Origin of the sequence: Sulfitobacter sp. 1A15106 (assembly GCF_043556995.1) — a bacterium.
In the GTDB taxonomy this organism is placed as follows: domain Bacteria; phylum Pseudomonadota; class Alphaproteobacteria; order Rhodobacterales; family Rhodobacteraceae; genus Sulfitobacter; species Sulfitobacter faviae.
Genome location: NZ_JBIFFM010000006.1, coordinates 245536 through 266740, shown reverse-complemented (window position 1 = coordinate 266740; position 21205 = coordinate 245536). Strand labels below are relative to the sequence as shown.

The 21205-nt window shown below is 59.9% G+C and carries 28 protein-coding genes; 26 read left to right on the top strand and 2 right to left on the bottom strand.

Annotation, left to right across the window (positions count from 1 at the left end; translation table 11 throughout):
• The first annotated feature begins 7 nt into the window (after positions 1-7).
• Positions 8-1642, top strand: a complete 1635-nt coding sequence (locus ACGYKA_RS11865; protein ID WP_394438839.1) for a hypothetical protein — start codon at positions 8-10, stop codon at positions 1640-1642.
• A 27-nt stretch (positions 1643-1669) separates the two neighbouring features.
• Here the strand turns inward: ACGYKA_RS11865 and ACGYKA_RS11860 are convergent, their stop codons facing one another.
• A complete protein-coding gene (locus tag ACGYKA_RS11860) occupies positions 1670-2275 on the bottom strand; it encodes a helix-turn-helix domain-containing protein (protein WP_394438837.1) in 606 nt (201 codons plus the stop codon).
• A 246-nt stretch (positions 2276-2521) separates the two neighbouring features.
• Here ACGYKA_RS11860 and ACGYKA_RS11855 point away from each other — a divergent pair, with 246 nt between their 5' ends.
• From ACGYKA_RS11855 to ACGYKA_RS11750, 22 genes are all read left to right on the top strand, one after another.
• Positions 2522-3748, top strand: a complete 1227-nt coding sequence (locus tag ACGYKA_RS11855) for a DNA circularization N-terminal domain-containing protein (protein ID WP_394438835.1) — start codon at positions 2522-2524, stop codon at positions 3746-3748.
• On the top strand, positions 3748-4899 hold the full coding sequence (locus ACGYKA_RS11850; protein WP_394438833.1) for a phage baseplate assembly protein: 1152 nt from the start codon (positions 3748-3750) through the stop codon (positions 4897-4899). Before ACGYKA_RS11855 ends, ACGYKA_RS11850 begins: the two co-directional genes overlap by 1 nt.
• Positions 4900-4958: 59 nt before the next feature.
• Positions 4959-5489 carry a phage baseplate assembly protein V gene (locus ACGYKA_RS11845; protein WP_394438831.1) on the top strand — a complete coding sequence of 177 codons (531 nt, stop codon included), beginning with the start codon at positions 4959-4961 and terminating at the stop codon, positions 5487-5489.
• 77 nt (positions 5490-5566) lie between these two features.
• Positions 5567-6004 carry a phage GP46 family protein gene (locus ACGYKA_RS11840; protein ID WP_394438830.1) on the top strand — a complete coding sequence of 146 codons (438 nt, stop codon included), beginning with the start codon at positions 5567-5569 and terminating at the stop codon, positions 6002-6004.
• A 60-nt stretch (positions 6005-6064) separates the two neighbouring features.
• Positions 6065-7153 carry a baseplate J/gp47 family protein gene (locus ACGYKA_RS11835; RefSeq protein ID WP_394438828.1) on the top strand — a complete coding sequence of 363 codons (1089 nt, stop codon included), beginning with the start codon at positions 6065-6067 and terminating at the stop codon, positions 7151-7153.
• Positions 7150-8226, top strand: a complete 1077-nt coding sequence (locus ACGYKA_RS11830) for a hypothetical protein (RefSeq protein WP_394438827.1) — start codon at positions 7150-7152, stop codon at positions 8224-8226. The genes ACGYKA_RS11835 and ACGYKA_RS11830 overlap by 4 nt, the downstream gene beginning before the upstream one ends.
• Before the next feature lies 1 nt (position 8227).
• On the top strand, positions 8228-8596 hold the full coding sequence (locus tag ACGYKA_RS11825) for a hypothetical protein (protein WP_394438825.1): 369 nt from the start codon (positions 8228-8230) through the stop codon (positions 8594-8596).
• Positions 8597-8599: 3 nt separating this feature from the next.
• Complete coding sequence (locus ACGYKA_RS11820) at positions 8600-9028, top strand: hypothetical protein (RefSeq protein WP_394438823.1); 429 nt, start codon at positions 8600-8602, stop codon at positions 9026-9028.
• Positions 9028-9615 carry a hypothetical protein gene (locus ACGYKA_RS11815; RefSeq protein WP_394438821.1) on the top strand — a complete coding sequence of 196 codons (588 nt, stop codon included), beginning with the start codon at positions 9028-9030 and terminating at the stop codon, positions 9613-9615. The genes ACGYKA_RS11820 and ACGYKA_RS11815 overlap by 1 nt, the downstream gene beginning before the upstream one ends.
• 110 nt (positions 9616-9725) lie before the next feature.
• Positions 9726-10367, top strand: a complete 642-nt coding sequence (locus tag ACGYKA_RS11810; protein ID WP_394438820.1) for a hypothetical protein — start codon at positions 9726-9728, stop codon at positions 10365-10367.
• 9 nt (positions 10368-10376) lie between these two features.
• Entirely contained in the window at positions 10377-11033 is a 657-nt protein-coding gene (locus ACGYKA_RS11805) for a hypothetical protein (protein ID WP_394438818.1), read from the top strand.
• Complete coding sequence (locus ACGYKA_RS11800; protein ID WP_394438816.1) at positions 11033-12346, top strand: hypothetical protein; 1314 nt, start codon at positions 11033-11035, stop codon at positions 12344-12346. Before ACGYKA_RS11805 ends, ACGYKA_RS11800 begins: the two co-directional genes overlap by 1 nt.
• A gap of 12 nt (positions 12347-12358) precedes the next feature.
• On the top strand, positions 12359-12658 hold the full coding sequence (locus ACGYKA_RS11795) for a hypothetical protein (RefSeq protein WP_394438814.1): 300 nt from the start codon (positions 12359-12361) through the stop codon (positions 12656-12658).
• A complete protein-coding gene (locus ACGYKA_RS11790; protein WP_394438812.1) occupies positions 12658-13518 on the top strand; it encodes a glycoside hydrolase family 19 protein in 861 nt (286 codons plus the stop codon). The genes ACGYKA_RS11795 and ACGYKA_RS11790 overlap by 1 nt, the downstream gene beginning before the upstream one ends.
• On the top strand, positions 13515-13865 hold the full coding sequence (locus ACGYKA_RS11785) for a hypothetical protein (protein WP_394438810.1): 351 nt from the start codon (positions 13515-13517) through the stop codon (positions 13863-13865). Before ACGYKA_RS11790 ends, ACGYKA_RS11785 begins: the two co-directional genes overlap by 4 nt.
• 159 nt (positions 13866-14024) lie before the next feature.
• Positions 14025-14327, top strand: coding sequence for a hypothetical protein (locus ACGYKA_RS11780; protein WP_394438808.1), 303 nt, complete (start codon positions 14025-14027; stop codon positions 14325-14327).
• A gap of 140 nt (positions 14328-14467) precedes the next feature.
• Positions 14468-15718 (top strand): hypothetical protein, encoded by a 1251-nt coding sequence (locus ACGYKA_RS11775; RefSeq protein WP_394438806.1) that lies wholly within the window; start codon positions 14468-14470, stop codon positions 15716-15718.
• 81 nt (positions 15719-15799) lie between these two features.
• Positions 15800-15928 carry a hypothetical protein gene (locus tag ACGYKA_RS11770; RefSeq protein WP_394438804.1) on the top strand — a complete coding sequence of 43 codons (129 nt, stop codon included), beginning with the start codon at positions 15800-15802 and terminating at the stop codon, positions 15926-15928.
• A complete protein-coding gene (locus tag ACGYKA_RS11765) occupies positions 15925-16302 on the top strand; it encodes a hypothetical protein (protein ID WP_394438802.1) in 378 nt (125 codons plus the stop codon). The genes ACGYKA_RS11770 and ACGYKA_RS11765 overlap by 4 nt, the downstream gene beginning before the upstream one ends.
• 11 nt (positions 16303-16313) lie before the next feature.
• Positions 16314-16895, top strand: coding sequence for a hypothetical protein (locus ACGYKA_RS11760; protein WP_394438801.1), 582 nt, complete (start codon positions 16314-16316; stop codon positions 16893-16895).
• Entirely contained in the window at positions 16892-17590 is a 699-nt protein-coding gene (locus tag ACGYKA_RS11755) for a hypothetical protein (protein ID WP_394438799.1), read from the top strand. Before ACGYKA_RS11760 ends, ACGYKA_RS11755 begins: the two co-directional genes overlap by 4 nt.
• Entirely contained in the window at positions 17587-17820 is a 234-nt protein-coding gene (locus ACGYKA_RS11750; RefSeq protein ID WP_394438797.1) for a hypothetical protein, read from the top strand. The genes ACGYKA_RS11755 and ACGYKA_RS11750 overlap by 4 nt, the downstream gene beginning before the upstream one ends.
• 357 nt (positions 17821-18177) lie before the next feature.
• Here ACGYKA_RS11750 and ACGYKA_RS11745 read toward each other — a convergent pair whose 3' ends face one another.
• Complete coding sequence (locus ACGYKA_RS11745) at positions 18178-18759, bottom strand: hypothetical protein (protein ID WP_394438795.1); 582 nt, start codon at positions 18757-18759, stop codon at positions 18178-18180.
• A gap of 353 nt (positions 18760-19112) precedes the next feature.
• On the opposite strand from ACGYKA_RS11745, the gene ACGYKA_RS11740 reads away from it, so the two are divergent.
• The 3 genes from ACGYKA_RS11740 to ACGYKA_RS11730 all read left to right on the top strand — a co-directional run bounded on the left by ACGYKA_RS11740 (position 19113) and on the right by ACGYKA_RS11730 (position 21017).
• Positions 19113-20048 (top strand): hypothetical protein, encoded by a 936-nt coding sequence (locus ACGYKA_RS11740; RefSeq protein WP_394438793.1) that lies wholly within the window; start codon positions 19113-19115, stop codon positions 20046-20048.
• Between the two features lie 459 nt (positions 20049-20507).
• Positions 20508-20822: a hypothetical protein gene (locus ACGYKA_RS11735; RefSeq protein ID WP_394438792.1), complete on the top strand. Its 315-nt coding sequence runs from the start codon at positions 20508-20510 to the stop codon at positions 20820-20822.
• A 3-nt stretch (positions 20823-20825) separates the two neighbouring features.
• Positions 20826-21017 (top strand): hypothetical protein, encoded by a 192-nt coding sequence (locus tag ACGYKA_RS11730; protein ID WP_394438790.1) that lies wholly within the window; start codon positions 20826-20828, stop codon positions 21015-21017.
• Positions 21018-21205 lie beyond the last annotated feature (188 nt).

The following is a 21205-nucleotide window of genomic DNA, read 5'->3' as shown; positions in this document are numbered from 1 at the left end:
GTGATCGATGCCCCGCTATCAAGTTTCTCCCGACCGCAATGAGGTGGTCGTCCAGCGTGTCTCGGGGGGCGGTGCCTCCATCGTCCGCGAAACCTACCGCAGCGGTGACATCTTCACCATTGACGCGGTCGATGCTGCTCAATTGCTCGCCGATGGTGAGGTGATCGCGTATGGCGGGGCTGACCCAGACTCAACCCCCTACCGAACCACCACGCGGCCTAACCCCGCTGCGGGATCCACCGATCCCCTCGTTCTGCCAGCTGACGCGCCGGGGGTACTGCTTAATAACGGCAGTGGCGTACTGACGTGGTCAGTGGTGGCGGCCGGCGGCAGCACACCTTCCTTCGATGTCGGCAACGATATTACCGTCGGCTTTGACGGCGGCCTGTACTTCAGCGAGTCGGTCACGGCATTGAGCATGGTGGGTACAAACCTCCGCTACTTCGATGAGAACGGCATCCTGACCAACATCGACTTGGCGCCGTATGCGAACAACCCGCGCGTGGTTTCCGCTGCGCTAAACGGCGCGACAGGAATTGCGACCTTTACCCGCGACGACGGATCGACCTTCGCCCTTGACCTTTCAGGCCTGACCGGCGCCGCCACGGCCCCCTCTGCGGACCCGGGGAACGCGATCACTTTGGGATCGGATAACCTGCTGTATTCTGCGGGGGCGACTCTTTCGGGCGTGGTATCGCCTGCGTCTGACGACCCTGCCGGCGCAGTAGGCACTGCGGCTGAGGCTGCGCGCAGCGACCATAAGCACCCTGCTCAAGCTCCTTCGGCTGATGCTGGCAACACCATCACCGTGGGCTCCGACGGGCTGCATTACTCTAGCGGCGGCGCTGGCTCCCCTGCCACCAACGTCTCGCCAGCCGCCGATGACGCCACTGGCGCGGTCGGTGTGTCGACCGCCTCCGCTCGTGAGGACCATAAGCACCCGGCGCAAGGCGTGTCGGCTGACGCGAACAACTCGCTCACAGTTGGCTCAGACGGCCTGCATCACTTTGAAGAGGCGGTAACGAACCTTTGGCTGGACATGTTCTCGCTCGATCTGCGCTTCACTGACGAGACCGGCGTCACCAAGAACATTCCTATGCTCATGCAGGGCGGCACGTCTCCCTTCCCGCGCGGCGGTCTTGTTCCCGAACCGCCCTTCGGCGAGGGCACGTTTCTCCTTCAGTCGGACGGGACGTGGGTTGATCCGGCGGCTACCGCAGGCACGCCCGCGCGGGCATTCGTGGAGATCCCAGCGATGGGGTCACGAAACATGAACTACTACGTTAACTGGTTCGGGACCCCGGCGGAGGTTGACGTGACCAGCTCGATTGATCAATCTTCGGGTAAGTTCACGGCACCGAATGACGGCCTTTACGATATTGAAGTGTCCGCTGCGATCCTCCAAGACCCTATGGGGACGACGTCAGACGCCATCTATTTCAACTTCCGTGTGAACAGTGGAGTTGCACTCGCAAGCCCGCCAACGGACGTGGTTGGCGCGGCGACCGATACAAACTCAGTTGTTATGCGTCACCGTGCTGTGCTCGAACTGAATGCTGGTGACGAGTTTCGGTTTCAGGTCGCCGGGGTGACAGGCGCTCACGTTCATAACGGCGGAACGCTGACCGTCATCGAGCTGTAAGGCTTGCGCTAAAAGACCGGCTGGGCTCTACAGTTCTCGGAGCCCAGCCTCGATTGCTTCTTCCATCGTGACCATACTCAGGACGCGGTTTTCACGCACGGGTTCACACACGGAGCTGTATGTGAGGGCGAGGGGCTCGATACCGAGGAGATCGAGACGCAGAATCGTTTTGCGCGATCCGCACAGAAACTTGCCACGTAAGTTGACGTTGTGCTCGACACGAGCTGAGGCCAGCCTCCCAGTCATGAACCCTCTGAGTACTCCTGAGGCCTCCCCCTCCTCCCGAAGCCAGTCAGAGGAGACGTCACGCCAATCCTTGCCCACGACTTCATCCTCAGTGACGCCATAGAGCTCGCAGTACAGTTCGTTTACAGCCCGCACTCGAAGTGTGCTCAGGGATGTTGCTGAGGCCGCCTTTGTGCTGTTTTTCAGTATGCAGCGAACCGCCGGCGAGGAGCTCGCTGAACTGGGAATCTCAGCTCTAAGTTGTCTCTTTACGATGAGATTCGGCTCAGTTACGCCGCGCTCCCATCGGGACACCGTCACCGAATCAACTCCAAGCTGATGGGCAAGCTGCTTCTGCAGCATTCCCGTCCTCTCCCGGTATCGCTTCACCACGTTTGCCCAGTTCATGCCTAATTCCTGTCTACTTGAAGGATATTACCAACCCCAGATTGATGCTCTAAACACCTCCCCTGCATGCTTAACATATGTAATGGAGTGAGATTATGTCGAATGTTCAGGGGCTGGCAATCGATGCCCTCTTGGAGGCGCGTGAGGCCATCAAGGTTATGGAGGGCCTCATTGAGGAGCTTGAGGGCTATGTGAACAGATTCAACTGTGCTAGTTGCCATTGTCAAATGGGCAACACCATCCCACATGATGGAGATGACATGTCTGAGCCTTAGTGAGATTCGATCCCAGCTCCGCGCCGCCAGTTTTGGCGGTGTGGGTTTTCATGTGGAGTCGGCAGACAATAGCTACGGTCATAGGTCTGTCGTTCATGAGTTCCCGGGGTCAAATTCCCACTTCACGGAGCAGCTGGGCCGCAAGGCCCGCGAGGTCAGCATCACGGGCTACATCACTGGCCCCGAGTGGCTGGATGTCCGCGACCGGCTGATCGAGGTGTGCGAGAGCGGGGATGCTCAAAGCTTCAGGCATCCCTTTTATCCGTCCGCTCAGTCTGCAAAGTGCCTGACGCTGGACGTTCAGGAGAGCCGTGACGAGCTGGGCATGATCCGGTTCACGATGAGGCTGGTCCCTGAGAGCCGCGAGAAGCCCAGCTTCGGCGGCGATCTCCTATCATTCCGTATCAACAACGCCCTGGACTCATTCGTCGGGTCAGCTGCCGATGTATTTAATGGCAGCGTGCTGTCAGATATCCGTCAGTATGGCGACAGCGCGCGAGCTGGTTTCGTCGACACCCTCCGCGGCTGGGCGAATGACTTCGAGGGCTCCCGGCTGGTAACAGAGGTCCAGAGCGGCGCAGCATTGGCCCGCTCGATCGGCAACTTGTATGACAAAGCTGAAGCGGTAGTGGACGGCGGGGTCGCCATCAAAGACTTGATCGCGCCGCTCGTCGATCAGTGGCGCGCCGCGCCTGTATCGGCTGGAGCTGCAGCCCAATCGCTTCGCGAGATGATCTTCACCGGCGTCGAGCGCCGAGCGCCCATCGTGGGGTCGCGCACCGCTATCCGCGCGAGCGAGGTGGCCATCGCAACCGACCGCTTAATGCGACGTGTGGCTGGCGGCCTGTGGGCAGAAGCCACGTCAGCTCGGGATTACCCGGGCAGGGGGGAGGCCACGCAGGCCCGCAACGAACTGGTCCGCTGGCTGGAGAGCGAAGGCATGCTGATCGACCCACGAACAGAGCCCCAGCTCTTCGAGGACTTCGACCGATTCCGCGCTCGCCTGACCGAGGAGGTCTCGCGCAAGTGGACTGACAGCTCGCCCATCGTAACGATGACCATGCCCCGGCGCACGAGCGCGCTCGCGCTGGCACACCAATTGTACAATGACCCCACCCGGGCGGAGGAGTTGATCTCCCGCAACCGCGCCGCCAACCCCGCCGCGATCGGCCCCTACATCGAGGTCTTGGCGCGCTGATGGGGCTGACGATGCTGCATGACGGCAAGGAGTACGCCAACTGGACCTCGATCTCTGTCGAGGCCAGCTCCACTAAGGCCACGCGCGGGTTCACCGCCACGGTCATCGAGGTCAGCCCCGATGGTCTCGACGCTCCATTTTGGATGTCGCCGGGTGACGAGGTCGCAATCTACGCGGACGGTCACTTGCTGGTGCGTGGATACATCAACGAGTACAGGCCGACGTTTGACGCGAACAGTCACAGCGTGACAATCTCGGGGCGGGGGAAGTCTCAGGATGCAGTGGACTGCTCTGCTCGACACGCGACTGGGCGCTTCGAGAACATGACCGTGGGTCAGATTGCCAACGAGCTGGCGGGCATCGTCGGGATTACTGTCGAGGTGCCTGAGGACACCCAGCGCATCACGAAGTTTCAGGTCAACCAAGGCGAGACGATCTGTGGGGCGATCAACAGGCTTTCCAAGAGCTACGGGTTGAACCTGCAGGGGTTGCCTGACGGAAACATGAAGCTCTCCAAGGGCACCGACGGGGATCGCCTGTCCGGCGCACTTGTGCAAGGACAATGGCCCTTCTTGGCTGGTAGCGCCACGATCTCCGACGCGCAGAAGTTCTCAGACTATGAAGTGAAAAGCCAGCTGGCGGGCGCTGAGGGGCGCTACGGCACGCAGGCGGCGCAGGAGGTAGGTCGAGCTGTCGATCGCACTGTGAAGCGCTACAGGCCCCATGTGGCAGTATCAGAGATTGCCTCTCCCACGCAGACCGCCGCAGAGCGCGCCTCGTGGCAGGCCCGCCGGATCGCAGGCAAGAGCGTGAAAGCGGACGTCACCGTGCAGGGCTTTCACCTCGATGGCCAGCTATGGGCGCCAGATCGATTGGTCTACGTCCAGTCGGCGATGTTGAAGATGGATCACGAGATGCTCATCGAGAGCGTCAAGTACACGCAGGACGACAACGGCTCACGCTGCGACCTGAAGCTCGTGCCCCCGAAGGCCTCGAAAAGCACCGGCGGCAAGAAGCGGCGCGGCGGGGCTGGCAGCTCCTCAGGCAGCGGAAGTGAAGCCTACGACGGCGTCGAGCCGGAGAATGGCGTAAATCCCCCTTCGCAGCTCGGCGAATGGGGTGCATGGAAATGGCCGGTGGGACCCCAATGACGGACTTAGTGGAAGTGGTAATGCAGCTGAAGGCGGAAGTCGCCGAGCTGAAGACTCGCATGTCCAGTTCTATCTCTCGCGGCGTGCTTCTGGATACCGATGACCAGCCGGGGCTCCAGCGCCAGAGGGTCTTCGGGCTTTACGGTGAGGAGATGGACAAGGTCCAGAACTGGCAGCCTTTCGGTCTGACCGCTGTCTGCCCGCCGGGTGGCGATGTCGTGATGCTGTCGATCGGCGGGACGCGGGACGGTGCGCAGGTGCTGAGCGCAACACACCCAGCGTACCGGCAGAAAGACACGGGGATCGGCGAGACAGTCCTGTATGACGCGGGCGGTCAGACCGTAAAGCTGACCACTGCGGGCATCACGATCACCGACCAGTGGGGCAATATCGTGAGCATGGCAGACGGCAAGGTGACCATCACGGCTGCAGCTGACTACACGGTCAACGCGGGCGGCACCATTACGCTGGCGGCGAGCGACGTGAAGATCGAGAGCGGCTCGCTCACCCACAATGGCACCAATGTAGGTGACGATCACAAGCACTCGGGCGTCAGCAGCGGCCCATCAACTACAGGTAACCCGGTATGACACGACCCTCCGAGTATAGCGTATGCGATCGCGACAATCTGCTGTTGTGGGATACCGACTGGGCGTCGGGCGGCAGCATGGGCGACTGGGTCCTTGAGGGTGGTGATCTCAGGGATAACGCTGTGCTGCTTACTTCGATCATTCTCTGCGTCTTCTCTGATGCTCGCGCACCCGACGACCGCGACCTACCAACTTCAGCTGACGACCGCAGGGGGTGGTGGGGCGATCAGGTCGACGTGCGGGCGGAGGACGGTGAGACAGAGCTGGGCTCACTGCTGTGGCTCTACGAGCGCAGCGCGATCACCGATGAGACGCTGAAGGGCATCAAGGACACGGTATACGACTCCCTGCAGACGCTTGAGGATCAGGGCGCCATAGCAAGCCGGGCGGTGGAGGTGGAGGCTGACCGGGGGTCTGGTCACGTCTACATTGAGATCAATGTCTACTCTCGCGACGGCCAGAAGCGCTACAGCCAGCGGTTCTCACGCCTGTGGGGGCAGGTCTCGGGCCTTTAACCCAGCACATTGCCGCCCTATATGCCAAACAGGTAACCCGATGCGGCAAGGACGGCAAGAATGGCGTGGAGCATTCCCTCCCTACAAGACATCACCGAGCGGACCCGGGCTGCGTTCACCATGCACTTGCCCGGCACCGACTTTACGGTGTGGCCAAACAATATCACGATCTCCGCGAAAGTGATCTCTGGCCGCATCTGGGAGCTGTTCTCACGGCAGGATTATTTGGCTAAGCAGGCGTTCCCCCTCACGGCCGACGGTGAGTTTTTAGACCGGCACGCGCAGAGCTACGGCATCACTCGCCGGCTGGATATCAGAGCGACCGGCTTGGCTACTGTCACCGGCGGGACGCACATGGCCGCAATCCCGGCAGGGACCCAGTATCAAAACGCGGCAGGCCTGCTGTATAATGTGCTGGAGGAGACCCGCGTTGATGCCTCGGGTACGGCCACCCTGCTGCTGGAGGCTGACGCCTCTGGGGAGGATTACAACCTTTCCGGCGGCTCTGAGCTGACGATGATCGCGGTGATAGCAGGCGTGCCAGCCACATCCGAAACCGTAAGCGACGGCATCAACGGCGGCGCAGCCATCGAGTCGGACACCACGCTTCGGCGCCGACTACTGCATCGACTGCAGACTCCCCCTCATGCTGGATCAAGGGCAGACTATGTGCGCTGGGCGGGCGAGGTCTCCGGCGTCACCCGGGTCTGGGTCGCGCCCACCGCATACGGTCCCGGCACGGTTGGTGTCTGGTTCACGATGGATGACTCGTACCCCGACGGCGTGCCCAACGCTGCGGACGTCTCGATCGTGCAGGCCTACATCGATAGCCTCAAGCCGATCACGGCCAATGTCACCGTGTCCGCCCCCATCCCCGAGCCAGTGCGTATCGAGATCACCGGCCTGTCCCCGTACACTCCAGCGGTTGTGGCAAATGTGAAGGCTGAGCTGAAAAACATGATTGCCGAGAAGGCGGAGGTCTCGACGGTCGACGACACCGTCTACATCCGCCAGTCGTGGGTATGGCAGGCCGTGGCAAACGCCACCGGCGAGCGATACCACCGGGTTGTCCTGCCCGCCACCGACTACGCGATCCCTGTTGGGCGGCTACCCGTATTTGATGAGGCATTCATCGAGGTGTCCGCATGACAAGCTTTTGCGAAACTCAGCTTTCCGACAGCGCCGCCGCCCTTTGCGGGGCGGATGTGGATACGCAGCTTGAGCAGGTAGCTGACCTCCTGCCTCGGGGCCGGGCGTGGCCGCGCGATCCTGACTCTACGATGATGCGATACTGGAAGGGCTTCGCTGAGGTTGTGAAGTACTTCGAGGACCGGGCGTGCGCCTTGGTAAGCGAGTTCTTCTGCGAGGGCGCGGACGAGACGCTAGAAATCTGGGCTGAGCAGTACGGCATCGAGTACCAAGAGCAAGTAGACGCACCGCTGGTCTGCTTGAAGCCGGATGCTGACCCGAGAGCCAACCTGCGAGCCGACATTTGCGCTAAGGTGGCCGCGCAGGGCGGCGGCGACTGCGCTTACTTCACCAGTGTGGCGACGGCGCTTGGGTGGGTCGTGACCTGCGAGGACGTGTCAGGCATCCCGCCACTGGTGGCTGGAGGGTGCATCACCGGCTGCGCTCAGCTTGGGGTGACCCCAGAGCCAGCGGATGCCGGTTCGGGACTCGGCCTGACTGAGATTAACGCGAGCTGGGCGGGTAGGGCCGTAGAACACCCCGGTCCTGAAGACTGGCTGCAAGGCGGTGGGCAGCAGGTAACGTGCGCGACCGTCCCCGGGTCCTTGCTGGGTAGCGCGGCGCTTGGCGACGGGTGCTGCAACCTCGCTGGATGGTTCGTCAAGCCAGAGGCCCCCACCGGGCCTCGGATCGATGCCGGGTACTGCGCCGGCCCTGCGCTTAGCGGGGTAAATGGAAATCTTACGCCGCTGTATGGGAAGGAGGACTTCCCGCACTGCCGGGACGCAACCGGAAAGTTCAAGCCATACACCAACCACGCGCACCACTGGAAGCTGACGATCGACGTTCCGGCGTCGATGGTGAACCAGCAAGCTCAGTCCCCCTTTCTGGACCCGTGGTGCCTCACCGGGTGCGTATCCGCAGGAGACCCGTGCCAGCCCCTCAGGGGCTTGGGTATTGATACGCTCCTGACCGCAATGAACGAGATTAAGCCCGCGCACACCGTGTTGGCGATTGAAATGATCTGGAGCTGATATGGCGACCAATACTGCATTCGGCCCGCAGGGCTACAACTCCGCAACCTCACTGCCACCGGGGATCACGAACAACCGGGCCGGGTGGGGTGTGGATACATGGGTAGTGGACTGCACCCCGGGGGATCAAAACGGCACGATTCTTGATGCGGCATTCTTCAACATGATCCTCGGCTCGCTGCGCAATCTGGTGCGGCAGGCTGTGGCGGATGGCGCGCCCATCACCATAACCGACGGCGACATGAATATGGTCCTGCAGGCCGTGAAGTTCTACGGCAGCATTGACTCGCTGGTAGTCGGGTCGGGCCTGAAGAAAACGGGCAACAAGATTGAGATCGATGTTGCAACCCTCAAGACAATGACGGCGTGAAGCATGACAAAAGTTGACCCTAAAAACGACCTTCTGGTCATCCAAGACACTTCGGTAGGCGACTTTGGCAGTATCTCGCCCTACGAGATACTGAACGCCGTGCTGGTCCCACCCTCAGGCACAACTCTGACCATGGATAAGAATCCGGCGACAGGAAGGATCACCCTGAACCTTTCTACCGGAGCGTTCCTGACCTCATCCACCGCGGTTCTCGCAGGGCCGGGGCTGATCGGGGGCGGGGACCTTTCGCAGGACCGCGTGCTTAAATTGGATGTCTCAACTCTGCTGCCGGTGGCCAGTGTGGATCCAGTCAACGACTACATTCCGATCCACGACGCGAGCGCTGGGGGAACTCGGCGCGTCAGTATCGCAGAAGTCAACGCATCGATCGACACCTCCGCCTCAACAGCACGACCCATGGGGACAATCTGATGACCAAGTTCAATAACGCCGCCCACACTGTCTGTTTCCTACCGACCGATAAGCTCGGAGATGCGGAGCGCGCGCACCTGTCCGACTTGGTGCTCTCCGCTTTGGCGGACGCGGGTATGTTCGATCGGACTACAATCGCGCCCACCGCCCCGTCAGCTCCCCGCCGCCGAGACCTCTGGGTCGATACCGGCTCAGCGCCCGCTGTGGTAAAGTGCTTTGACGGCGCAGGGTGGGCCGCTGCGTCCTTTGATGAGGTGTTCCCCGTCACCAAGGCAACATCGAGCCCGGGTGCGCCGGCCAACCCTGCGCCCGGCGACCTGTGGACGGACACCGCTACGGGGGAGGTCCTCGTGCGGGCTCACGACGGCTCATCCGAGCGCTGGGTGAATGTCGCCACCATCGGTGATCCGAGGTGCGTTAAGATGGGCTCCTACTCCTCTCCATCGCTGCTGCCACCGGCCGGGTCGGCGGGGAAGGGCGCCGCCACCTACTGCGAGGGGATGGCAGGTGTCGGCGGCGCTGAGGGTATGGTCTACTGTGACGGCGCGAATTGGCGGAAGCAAACCAACGGCAATATCGTTGCCTGATCTCCGCTCACCGCGGCTGACGCTGTTTTAATCGGCAAGGGTTTTCTTCGGGCGCGGGCGACCCTATCTAGGTTCCTATACCGTGCCATATTGGCAATGAGGATACGCATATGACGGCACTTGGCCCGCAATCTCCAAACTACGCGACCACGCGACCGCCCCTTGACCCCAATGTGTCGGGTGTCGGGATCGATACCTATTTTAAGGACTGTACTGGCCCGGGGACGGCCGACGGCACCATCGTGACCGCGTCTTGGCTCAATGTAATTACCGTGCAGCTGCGAGAAGCAATCCGCGCCGCGGGGGTTACGCTGGACAACACCAACGACCTCATGCTGTCTCAGGCCATTACTGCAACCGTTGTCAATGCCATGGGGTCGCTGACCGCATCTCGCGGCGTGAAGCGTGTGGCAGACGACTTCTCAATGACATTGGGCGATGGCACCCAGCCGGTACTTGTTGCCGCCGCCACTGACCCTCTCAACGACAAGCTGAACGTATACGACGTTTCAGGCGGTGTGATCTCCGAGATTACGATTTACGATCTGGTCAAGGCGGCGCTTAGCTCCGCCACCGGCGTCACGTTCAACGATGTCGCGGGCACGATCCAGTTCTCCGCGCCGATTCATACCGTCAATCCTGTCCCCCCGGCTGCGCCCAACGTGGGCGACACTTGGTACGATTCCGACGATGACATTTTGTACAAGCGCACGAATGACGGCACGTCCGACATTTGGCTGCAAGTAGCGTAAGGACGAGGCATGGCATTCCCCACAGCACCAGCAGTAGGAACGCAGCACACTGCTGCCAACGGTCGGGCGTATGAGTACACCGCCGACGGAGCTTGGCGTCTGGTCGCCACAGGCGGCGGCGGGGCAACGCTCCCCCCAGACGCCGCCGGCACACTGACAAACGACGGCGCTGGCAATCTGACGTGGGTCGCTTCCGCTGCTGCGCTTCCTGCGGACTCTGAGGGATACCTACGCAACGATGGCGCGGGCAACGTGACGTGGGAGCCCACCAGCTGGGCAACCGCCGCGCGTCCAGCATCGCCTTACGTTGGCCAAGAAGGTTTCAACACAGACCTCGGGAAGTCTGAATGGTGGGATGGTGCGGCGTGGGCCACCAGCGCCACCCCTCAAGCGCCAACCAACCCCGCCGCAGACTTCACCGCAGCTGCTGGGGGTGAGTACTGGTGCGACACCTCGGGCGGCGCAATCAACGCCACGATGCCCGCCGCTCCGGCGGTCGGCGACAAGACCGCCGTGTACCGGCTTGGCGCGAATGATGTCGTGATCGTGGGCAACGGCAACACCATCGCGGGCGCGGCGACGTTCACGCTCGACGTGGACGAAACAGGAATCGAAATGACCTTCATTGCAGGGCAGTGGCAGGCAGTAGAAAGGGTTGTGGGCTAATGGCTACCTTCACAAGCACCTTCGGGGCAAAGTACAATTATTTCGAGTCGGACGGTGGTTTTTACCGGCACGTCGTCGGGACCGACGATCTTGAGAAGCTTGATCCAGCTACGGACACGTGGGCAAGCGTGACGTCCATTGACGTCGATCCTTACGAGTATTTCAGCGCCGGCGGCGTGTTCTATCGCCACAACGTGGATACGCCTGATCTTGAGCAATTTGATCCGGCGACCGACACTTGGTCGAATGCCACTGCTGTGGCTTCCACCTCCGGTCAGTATGAGTACTTTGTCGAGGACGGCACCGCCTACCGGCTGGATACCACCAACGGCGAGTTGAAGATGCTGAGTGGGTCGAGCTGGGTCTCTCCGTCCCCGGCGGGCAGTACGTCAATTGCTAATGCGATTATTACCGACTGGGTGCCTGCGTTCAATCCAACTGGCGCCGTCGATCACTACCAATCTGCGAGCGACGGCGATTCAGTTGTTGTCGCCATGCTTAACTCCTCGACGTCTGGCCCGGCGGGGCCTCTGGCTGTATCGCAGGATGGGAAATCTTGGGCGGAAATCCCCAAGGAAATGATTGACGCCTCAAGCCGTGGTTTTGCGGGCATTGTCCACGATGGGGCGCGGTATATTGCGGTATCCAAGGATACGGGGTCTGGCGGCGATATTATTTGGTCTAGTGACCTTATCTCATGGACCCCCGCACCAGCGGGGGCTCTGTCGGTCAATGATGACGTAGTTTCGCGTGTGGGCTTGGCGGTTGATTCCGCAGGCGGCGTGCTGTTCATGTCTCGCTGGACCACCACCACTGTCTACTACAGCTATTCTCCTGATGGCTTCGCAACAGCCCCCACCGACAGCGGCACCGCCCCCGGCGGCGACGGCTGGCAGGTGTGCTACTCCCCCACATACGGGCGCTTCTACCGCCCGCGCGAAGACAACCCGCCGCAGTACTTTGTCCCCGGTTCGGGCTGGACGGACTGCGCTGGGGTCAGTGCGGGCAGCAAGCCAACGGACGTCATTGAGTTTGATGGTGCGATCTATGCATTCGGAAAGGACGGCTATCACTACTCAAGTGACGGCATAAATTTCTCGTACATGCCGACCCAGTTTAGCGAGGACGCGCGTGCATTTGTTGCTGATGGGGCTTTGTATGTTCAGGGCAACGGCGGGGACCACGTCTACTCCGCAGCGAGTAAGGGCCTGCTCTATCAACTTGGCGAAGCCGAGGAGTTTATTGTTGCGAAGCACCGTGGGGTTTTCGTTGCGGTGAGCTACAGCTCGGGCGACCTCAGCTATCTCTCGTAAAGGATGAGCAAGATGAAGAACGACAAACTTAGCAAAGATGAGTGCAAGCGGTTGGCGGCGGCTTTGGAGGGCAACCTGATCACGGCCCGCGAATTGCCGGATGGCGGGTCTGCGCGCGACTTCAGGGTCGGGGAGGATACAGTCACACTTGAAGCTGGGCGGCATCAGATCGACGTACTCTTCAACGGGGACTACGCGGGCAGCACAGGGCGCGATTGCAAGTCCCTGCGCAGACTTGCCTTGCTTCCTGCGCCATCGAAAAAGGAGGCAATGCTCGCGGCAATTGCGCCCGTTGAGGGGGGCGGCGTCTAATGTTCGGCTGGCTGCGCCCCAAGCGGCGCCCAGCGAGGCTGAGAGCGCCGGTAGACGCCGAGCTGGTCCGCAAGGCCCTCAGCGTCGTGCCGGATGCAAAGCCCCATGTGCGCAATGCTATCATCGATCACACCGATGTGCTGATCGAGGGTGGCGTCGACACGCCGCTGCGTCTGGCTCACTTCCTCGCGCAAGCGGCTGTTGAGACCGCGCATTTCCGCACGTTCAGGGAGTACGGCGGCACCGCCTACTTTAATCGGATGTACGGCCCGCAAGGTGGTCGCAAGCACGTCGCCAAGATGCTTGGCAACACCCAGCCGGGGGATGGCGCCAAGTACCGGGGCCGGGGCATTTTCCAGACCACGGGGCGCTACAACACTACCGCTCTGGCGCGCGCCATGGGTGTCGACTTCGTGTCCAAGCCTCAGCTGCTGGAGACCCCCGAGTGGGCAGTCAAGTCCGCGGTCTTCTATTGGCAGGACCGCAAGCTCGGCGTCATCGCGGATCAGGGCGCCACAGGGGCTGTGGTCAAGAAGATCACCAAGAGGGTCAACGGCGGCTACAACCACCTCACAGAGCGCAAGGCGTACTTCGTGCGCTTCGCTGAAGCTCTGGAGCTAGGCCAGACCACCGGCAAGCCGATCACTCGATCCAAGACCGCTGGCGCGGCGCTGGGCCTCGGTAGCCTCGGCGGACTTGGGGCTGTGTCTGAGGCGCGCTATGCGCTGGAAGACGGCAAGGGTATCGCTGACCTGTTTGGCATCGATCCCATGCAGGCGCTGATGATCGCGGCGATCGTCGGACTCACTGGCTTCATTATCTACGATCGCTGGCGCAAGTCCCACGAGGAGCTGGTGTGAGACAGGCCCTCGGCCAATATCTGGTCTACCTGATCGTCGCGGGTGCTCTCGCCCTCGGGGCGGTCATGTACGGGCAGGGCCGGGGGGCCGAGAAGGCCGCCGCGATGCGCGATGAGCTGGCGCGCGCCGAGCGAGTCATCGAGGCGCACCAAAGGGTGCGTCAGCAGGATGTGGAACGCGCGAAACAACACCGCGCCGAGATCGTTGAGCTGGAGGAACGCCATGAAGAGCTGGAAGCCTATCTGCAGAGCGTGCCGGATCGCGCCTGTATTTCTAGCGATGATGCTGACTGGCTGCGTAGGCTTTGGGAGCCAGCATCTGGACCTGAGGCCCGACCCCGTCCCTGACGAGATCGTTGCCTGCTTTGAATATACCGTGCCCGCACCTGAGGGCGCGCTAACCCGGCAAGAGGCCATCCGGCTGATAGCCAAACTGAAACTCAGCGATCGACAGAAGGCCCTCTGTGGGGAACGTCTGATCGCTCTCTACCAAGGATTTACGATGTCATGACCGGAGTTGAGCCTTTGACCCTTCCTGCCCTTCTCGAATACCTCATCCCCGCGCTCGTTGCGACCGGGATTGTTTCCGTGATCGGGGCGGTGATGGGGGTCAAAGTTATGCGCGGCGAGCTAGCTGGTCTCAAGGATATGATTCAGAAGGGCTTTGAGAACGTCCACCGTGATATCGCGGACCTGAAGGCGCGGCATGGTGGCCACGAGGATCGCCTGCGGTCTCTGGAGATCAGAGCCGCCTTCAAAGACGGCCGCGACGGCACGCTTGTCGACCCCACGCTGCCAGCCACGGAATAGAATTGACGCGCCAGCCCCTGCCTCATTGAGGCGCGTCATACAGCCCCAGCGATCCGCGTGCGCCTCGCGCGAATCGTTGGGGTTTCTTTTGGCTCATACAATTGCCATATTGGCAAATATAAACAGCACAGGCAGAGATAATGGGCAAGATTTTTACCACCGAAGAGCTGCAGGCGGCAATCGATTGGCTTGATGTATGCGGTAGCTCTCGGGCGGCTGCGCGGGAAAGCGGCATTCCCCGTAATACGCTGGTCTACCGCCGCGACCGCGGTCTGGAACTGGGCATGACGCCCTCGGGGCGGGATCCACGCCACGACAATCTATCCCCAGAGCAGGTCGAGCAATGCGAGGCCCGGGGCATCCCCACCGCCCAGCTCAGGCACGGCTGGGACAAGGATCAAGAGACGGGGCGGTCCTACTTCTTCAAGGTCCCGCAGCCCGGCGATCTCGGAGCTACCGAGGATCACGTCAAAGCAATCATGGCTGCAGCGCACGCGCTCGGCGGGACTCGAGTCCCACTGAGCGGCATCGAGTACAAAGGCGGCGACCACGCGCTGGTACTGACCCCGGCGGACCTCCACTTCGGTAAGTTGGCGGCTGCGATCGAGACCGGCGATGAGTACAACATCCGTATCGCTGAGCAGCGCACCAAGGACGGCACCAAGGCGTTGCTGACCATGGCCGGGGCCTTTGGCCTTGAGCGCATCATCCTCAACACAGGCAACGACGGCATGCACACTGAGGATGGCCGAGCCACAACCGGCGGCACGCCTCAGGACTCCGACGTGACATGGCACAGCCAGTGGATCGCCGCATTCGAGACATGGGTCTGGGTGATCGAGGAGGCAGCCAAAGAGGCACCTGTCACTGTCGTCTTCACCGCATCCAACCACCCGTGGCGCAGCGACTGGAGCGTCAACATGGCGCTGGCCGCGCACTTCCGCAACGACGGGCGGGTGAGCTTCCCTGACGACCTGCAGACCCCGCGCCACCGCAAGTACATGGTCTACGGTGAGAGCCTGCTGGGCTTCACTCACGGCGACGGCGCAAAGGAGTCTGACCTCGCGCACCTGATGGCCTTTGAGGCGGGCCACCACTTCGGCGAGGCCATGCGCGGATACTGGATCACCGGGCACCTCCATCACAAGGTCAAGAAGTCGGTCGGCATCGGCGGGCAGATCGTCGAGAAGGACGGCATCGGTGTGACGGTGATCCGGCCCGGCAAAGAGGACTTCCGGCGTCAGGTCATGGTCGAGGTGGTGCGATCCCCCAGCGGCACCGACGGCTGGCATGACCGCAAGGGCTATGTCGGCGCGTTGAAGGCGGTCGAGGCGTTCATGTTCCACGTCCGCAACGGTCAGATCGCAAGGTTCACCCACCCCTTTTATTGACCCAAAATAGGTTTCCTCGCGCCCCGTATTGTGCCAGATTGGCAATACGAATCAACACAAGAGAAAAGCGCGAGGAACACCATGCTTGAAGTTCTCCAATTTTACGTCTCCGGTTTCTGGGTTTGGGCTGGCCTTACGGTCGGCCTGACAATTGCCGTCAGCGGCACAGTAAACCTGCTCTCCGCTGCTGCCCGCATGGTGCGCAAATGAGCGCCCCTAACATCCGCGCAATCAACGATATGGCATTCGACTTCCACGCTGCGAGCCTGAAGGCTGGCTGGTGGAAGACCCTGCAGGCCGACGGCACCGTCGATCCACATGAGGTCGGCACGAAGATTGGCCTGATCCACTCTGAGGTCAGCGAGGCGATGGAGGCCTTCCGCAAGGACGCGATGGACGACCACCTGACCGACCGCAAGGGCGTCGAGGTTGAGATCGGCGATGCCATCATCCGCCTGCTCGATCTGGCGGGTGCACTCCGAGTGGATGTCGGCAACGCAATCTACGCGAAGATGGCTTACAACGCCGCGCGCGCCGATCATAAGCCCGAGGCCCGTGCGGCCGTCGGCGGCAAAAAGTTCTAAGGGGCAGCATTATGGCAAGACTGATTATTGGGCTAAATGCGTATGCGGGGGCAGGCAAGAGCGCCGTCGCCCAGCGCTTGATCGACGAGCACGGGTTTGTCCGCGTGAAGTTCGCGAAGTACCTGAAGGCTGCGACCCGGGGGCTGCTGCAGTCCATCGGGTTCTCGGACGACATCGTCGACCAAATGATCGAGGGTGCGCTCAAGGAGGAGTACATCCAAGGCCTCGACACTACACCGCGTGAGCTGATGCAATGGCTGGGCGAGGGCGCGCGCGTCCGCTTCGGCGAGAACTTCTGGGTCGATAAGGCGGTGCGCGACATCCTCGCAATGCCGTCCGATTCTCGTATTGTTGTTGACGATCTCCGCTACGAAAATGAGCTGATCGCGATCAAAGCAGTTGGCGGCTACGCTGTCCGTGTGGATCGCCCGGGCGTGGGGCCGGTCAACGATCACGTTTCCGAGCTGTCAATGCCGGACGACCTGATGGACGGCGTCCTAACAAACGACGCAGGGCTTGAAGAGCTGCACAAGGATGCAGACGACATCGCCTTCGCGTTCATGGACCTTCTTGGAGAATGGACTGCAGCATGAACAGCACAACACTACCTGACGCGGCCTACCTCCCGGTCGGCAACATTGAGCGGCGCACACCCCTGAGCCCGGGCAGCATCGGCGCGCCGGGGTGTATCTCCTCGGTCTGCGGCACGCTGCTGGACATTGGTGCGCCCAAGGCTGCGGACGTGATCAATGAAGACGTGATCAACGCCATGCTCCACACGAACCGTTTCGGCGGTCGCGGCAAGACCAAATCGAACCTGCTACAGCACAGCTTGCTGGTTGCGGAGATGGTGCCGTATGACCTGCGCGGCATTGCGCTACTGCATGACGCGCATGAGGTCTACCTCGGTGAAATTCCGAGCCCTGCCAATGCGGTGATCAAGGCTCGCGCCGGGTTCGATGTTCTGGGTCAGATCAAGATGGACTTGGACAAGGCTATCTTTGCGTCCTTCGGCGTCACGCCGCCAGCCTGCGACCGGGACGTTCACTGGATCAAGGCTGCCGACGCCGAGGCTCTGCGGCTGGAGCGTGCCTTTTGCGAGATTGGGCCGGGGGTGAACTTCCACTGCGGGCCGGAAAAGATCACCACGAAGGAGCGCGCTCTGGTGGAGTACATCTTCAACATGTCTCGCGATGAGCTGGTGACCACATTCCTCTCGTCCATGCAGGAGTACAATGAGGGCAGGGCATCGCGCGATCGCCGCAAAGCAGGGGAGGTATCGGCATGAGCGTTCTGGGGTTCCTCTACTTCCTCTGCACCGGGATGTTCTATGTGATGGGGGGGCTGGCGATCGCCGCAGGTTGCGGCATCTTCATCGCTATGTGCCTGCCGGAGAAGTACCTCGGCAACTCGCTGGGGCGCATGTGGGCGTCCATGGAAATGTGCTTCTGGCAGGGCTACCACGATCAGCGGCAGGAGCAGCTGGAAGAGGCGCTCTTGAAGGGCAGCAAGAAGTAAATAGGGGGCCGGTTGCCAGCCATGCGGTTACCGTGGGCAGGGGGGGCTGGAATATCCCTGATGCGACGGGCTTTTGTGATCCTGCCCACCCGAAGACTTCTTCGAGGGCGGTATCACGATTTTAAAGCAGACGTTGTTATGGCATTGGGCAACGACCGACATGCGGTAAAACCGCACATTCGCTGCAGCCGCCCCGATGGCTACTATTGATCGGCGGATCATTATGCTTCGGCGCCCGTAGGCGTTATTTTGGTAATATACTAACAATATCTTCGGGGGTTTGCAGGAGATAGCCCCCTCCCAAAAAAAACGGCGACACGACGCTCAACTCTGCAGGCTGCCAGAGATAGACGTGAGTTAGCTATTTGAGGCGCTATCCAAATATTTCTTGATCGCGCCTCTGCAAGTGTCTCGTACCAATTTCGCCTCTGTTAAAACCAGCTCAATCGGCTCGCCTGTTCCCATCAGCGCATTCAAGCGTTCTGATGAGCCGCTAACTACTTTGTTAATATCTTCACCAAGCTTCGCGGCATAATCAGGGTCTTGACCTATTATGTGTCCAATCCAACGTGTGAGTGCTGAGAGCTTAGCGGTCGTTTCGGCAACAGCGTTGTGGTATTCTTGCACGCTCTTAGAGCTGAAGTTCAGGACGCCAACTGATATTCGAAAAGACGCTTCATAGAACTCCTTCGTGGGGGCTCCGGATGAACGACGTATCATTCGCTCTGCCTTCTCAATAGCCGCATCGAAATCATCCAACGCTTCCTCTAGTGGTGTTAACATCGAAATACGGTTACGGACGGCTCCCACAGTGGAAGAGGGGCGCGCCTTAGCTTGGCTGATCTGAATAAGCTGTAAAATTACCGCTGTACCCTGTAAGCACACGGCTGCGAGCAGAAAAGGATCAGGATCGACTAGCTCATTATTACTCGGGTTCATATTCTGTAAACTACTGTTGTTGGCTGTTTCATGTTACCTGTGATGTCGTCAAATTCTTACTGGACACAGGTGGGAAGCTCCAGTTCGCAATGGCTCGAATATCTTCGACAAGGCCGCAATCTCCAAAGCTGACCTTCGCTTGAATGCAGAATAAATGCAATATGGGCTTAAACCGGACTTCTACTGAGCGGGCGAGCCTTTTCAGCGGTGAAGGTTGCAGCTGATGGCGGGTCTGCGTTGAGAGCGGTACAAAGGCCTTTGCCTCTTGGGGCGTCGCACGTCAAAGTGGTTTTCTTCGCAAAGATAACTTAGAAAATTGTTGAAGCCCCAATATTGTGACTAAGGCCACGTGAATGCTAGTACCGTTTAAAAATGCGATGGAGACCGTAGATGCTTTTGAGGAGCTGCTGGCTTCAAAGAATATAAGCATCCCTAAGCACCCAGAATCTGGCGCCGATACGCTCTCTTTGTACAGAATCTTACAGCGTATCAAGAGCGGAGAGCCCACACCTCATGAAGACCGAAGACAAGAGAGTACGGCTGGTGCGGCCATCCACGACCTCGCGGCCAAGGTTCTCAAGGTACAGAAACATCCAGACTTCGAAATGCTTATCCCTCATCTAGAAAAGTTGGCCGATGGCGCTGTACACCTGACTCAACAGCGCCAGTACGAAAGCGCCGACACTTACAACAAGTTGATCGAATTGTATTGGGCCTGCCTTTTAATGGCGAACGACTTACGGATCCGGCTTGATCATCCAACACACTCTGCTGGAGACAATCCCGACGTGATTTCCGTTCAAGAGGACAAGTCTCGTGCCTATGCCTTTAAAACGATCCAATCCCATCACACGCAGTCTCTACTTGAACATCTGAAAAAAGGAATTGAACAAATAGAGCGATGTGATGCGGACGAAGGGATCGTTGTTTTCAATTTGACACCATACATCTTGGACGCCGATCCTTGGCCAGCTGAAGGAACCTATTATCAAGATTGGCGCGTCGTTTGGACAATATGCCGTTCCATGATTTCTGGAATGATAGAACAATTGATCGCAGACAATGGGCAGGCCGAGATTGATAAGATTTTTGCGGGGAAAAAGACTGTAGGGTCAATCCTATGTCTAGCGATTTTTACCACCGTTGCAAAGAACCCGTTGACCGGTAACCCCGTAGCGATGCCCATAAAGATGGCAGTACACATACCCGTGGCTTCAAAGTGCAATCTAGCAGGAGATTTTTACGACGAAGTCAATTTGGCCAACCATGCAATGCAGCAGAATCTTTGAAGCTCAAAGAACTCAACACCCGAGATGCGTCCCATAGTGCTCTCAGTGGACCAACTCGGACGTTGAGGCAGAGCGCAGCATTCGGAAGTATAAGCACGACCGGAACTTCGCCCCGCATTCGGCGAACGGCAGCATTCAGTTCAAACGAAGCGTCTCTGTCACACATGCGGGGTAGCCAACTGTGATTAACATTATGGGCCGGGGGGCCGGCTGGCCCCCTTTTCTTATGCCGCGCCTTTCTTTCTGGCCTCAGCCTGCGCAGCGAGCTTCGACAGGTTTGCGACAAATGCGATGAGCCCCTGACGGGCAGCGGCGATCTCTTTCTCGGTCATCGATATTCCTCTTGCATGGGTACGGATGTGGGCACAGCTGCGCCCGACATCAACTCTTGTAATTCTATGCCATAATGGTATTCTGATTCGGCATAGATTGAAAATATACCAAGAAAAGGACGAACACATGGCTGGATCACCCGACATCAAGGTCTTCGATGCCGACGGCAAGTATCAGGCGGCATGCAAAGAGATCGAGGCCGCCGCTGCCCTAATGGGCTTCTACGGCGAAGGGGCCACGATCCGCTTCGGTCACGCGAAGGCCGCCACGGTCTGGACCGAGGGTAAGGAGGATCAACTCGCATGCGAGAGCTACGACCACGTCGCACAAGTCGCCCTCGGCCGCCAGCACGAGCGCAACGTCGCGTCCCTGCGCAAGTCGGGCTACTCTGACGCCGAGATCGCGGTGCTGACCGGCGGCCCAGTCACGCTGGAAGCCTGAGGGATGTTCTACAAGCCGTTTACTGACAGGGTCTTCAAAGAAGGCGAGCATGAGATCGTGGTCATTCGCGCAAGCGGCGGGCGCACCACGATCCGCGGCGAGGTGGTCCCGGGCGGCATGAAGTTCCGCGTCGGCGGGTATGTCACCCACGCCTCGGTCGTTGAACTGATCCTCGATGGATACAGGCGGGCCTAAGCCCATCAGGAATTGGACACATTTTTGTGCACATTTTGGGTCACAGTCCGTATACGGCCCAGCGCATACTCTGTTTATTTTCAATAATTTAGAGTATCATCTCTCAAAACTATGGTTGATCTAGGGTCCGCCATTTTTCCCATATGAATGTCGTTTGTCGCGTTGGGGGTTGTGCCTTCGCCTGCGGG

What these genes read in the sequence shown, in the direction of transcription:
- ACGYKA_RS11865 (WP_394438839.1), top strand. Translation starts at nt 8, where the DNA reads ATGCCCCGCTATCAAGTTTCTCCCGACCGCAATGAGGTGGTCGTCCAG.
- ACGYKA_RS11860 (WP_394438837.1), bottom strand. Translation starts at nt 2,275, where the DNA reads ATGAACTGGGCAAACGTGGTGAAGCGATACCGGGAGAGGACGGGAATG.
- ACGYKA_RS11855 (WP_394438835.1), top strand. Translation starts at nt 2,522, where the DNA reads ATGATGGAGATGACATGTCTGAGCCTTAGTGAGATTCGATCCCAGCTC.
- ACGYKA_RS11850 (WP_394438833.1), top strand. Translation starts at nt 3,748, where the DNA reads ATGGGGCTGACGATGCTGCATGACGGCAAGGAGTACGCCAACTGGACC.
- ACGYKA_RS11845 (WP_394438831.1), top strand. Translation starts at nt 4,959, where the DNA reads ATGTCCAGTTCTATCTCTCGCGGCGTGCTTCTGGATACCGATGACCAG.
- ACGYKA_RS11840 (WP_394438830.1), top strand. Translation starts at nt 5,567, where the DNA reads ATGGGCGACTGGGTCCTTGAGGGTGGTGATCTCAGGGATAACGCTGTG.
- ACGYKA_RS11835 (WP_394438828.1), top strand. Translation starts at nt 6,065, where the DNA reads ATGGCGTGGAGCATTCCCTCCCTACAAGACATCACCGAGCGGACCCGG.
- ACGYKA_RS11830 (WP_394438827.1), top strand. Translation starts at nt 7,150, where the DNA reads ATGACAAGCTTTTGCGAAACTCAGCTTTCCGACAGCGCCGCCGCCCTT.
- ACGYKA_RS11825 (WP_394438825.1), top strand. Translation starts at nt 8,228, where the DNA reads ATGGCGACCAATACTGCATTCGGCCCGCAGGGCTACAACTCCGCAACC.
- ACGYKA_RS11820 (WP_394438823.1), top strand. Translation starts at nt 8,600, where the DNA reads ATGACAAAAGTTGACCCTAAAAACGACCTTCTGGTCATCCAAGACACT.
- ACGYKA_RS11815 (WP_394438821.1), top strand. Translation starts at nt 9,028, where the DNA reads ATGACCAAGTTCAATAACGCCGCCCACACTGTCTGTTTCCTACCGACC.
- ACGYKA_RS11810 (WP_394438820.1), top strand. Translation starts at nt 9,726, where the DNA reads ATGACGGCACTTGGCCCGCAATCTCCAAACTACGCGACCACGCGACCG.
- ACGYKA_RS11805 (WP_394438818.1), top strand. Translation starts at nt 10,377, where the DNA reads ATGGCATTCCCCACAGCACCAGCAGTAGGAACGCAGCACACTGCTGCC.
- ACGYKA_RS11800 (WP_394438816.1), top strand. Translation starts at nt 11,033, where the DNA reads ATGGCTACCTTCACAAGCACCTTCGGGGCAAAGTACAATTATTTCGAG.
- ACGYKA_RS11795 (WP_394438814.1), top strand. Translation starts at nt 12,359, where the DNA reads ATGAAGAACGACAAACTTAGCAAAGATGAGTGCAAGCGGTTGGCGGCG.
- ACGYKA_RS11790 (WP_394438812.1), top strand. Translation starts at nt 12,658, where the DNA reads ATGTTCGGCTGGCTGCGCCCCAAGCGGCGCCCAGCGAGGCTGAGAGCG.
- ACGYKA_RS11780 (WP_394438808.1), top strand. Translation starts at nt 14,025, where the DNA reads ATGACCGGAGTTGAGCCTTTGACCCTTCCTGCCCTTCTCGAATACCTC.
- ACGYKA_RS11775 (WP_394438806.1), top strand. Translation starts at nt 14,468, where the DNA reads ATGGGCAAGATTTTTACCACCGAAGAGCTGCAGGCGGCAATCGATTGG.
- ACGYKA_RS11770 (WP_394438804.1), top strand. Translation starts at nt 15,800, where the DNA reads ATGCTTGAAGTTCTCCAATTTTACGTCTCCGGTTTCTGGGTTTGGGCT.
- ACGYKA_RS11765 (WP_394438802.1), top strand. Translation starts at nt 15,925, where the DNA reads ATGAGCGCCCCTAACATCCGCGCAATCAACGATATGGCATTCGACTTC.
- ACGYKA_RS11760 (WP_394438801.1), top strand. Translation starts at nt 16,314, where the DNA reads ATGGCAAGACTGATTATTGGGCTAAATGCGTATGCGGGGGCAGGCAAG.
- ACGYKA_RS11755 (WP_394438799.1), top strand. Translation starts at nt 16,892, where the DNA reads ATGAACAGCACAACACTACCTGACGCGGCCTACCTCCCGGTCGGCAAC.
- ACGYKA_RS11750 (WP_394438797.1), top strand. Translation starts at nt 17,587, where the DNA reads ATGAGCGTTCTGGGGTTCCTCTACTTCCTCTGCACCGGGATGTTCTAT.
- ACGYKA_RS11745 (WP_394438795.1), bottom strand. Translation starts at nt 18,759, where the DNA reads ATGAACCCGAGTAATAATGAGCTAGTCGATCCTGATCCTTTTCTGCTC.
- ACGYKA_RS11740 (WP_394438793.1), top strand. Translation starts at nt 19,113, where the DNA reads ATGCTAGTACCGTTTAAAAATGCGATGGAGACCGTAGATGCTTTTGAG.
- ACGYKA_RS11735 (WP_394438792.1), top strand. Translation starts at nt 20,508, where the DNA reads ATGGCTGGATCACCCGACATCAAGGTCTTCGATGCCGACGGCAAGTAT.
- ACGYKA_RS11730 (WP_394438790.1), top strand. Translation starts at nt 20,826, where the DNA reads ATGTTCTACAAGCCGTTTACTGACAGGGTCTTCAAAGAAGGCGAGCAT.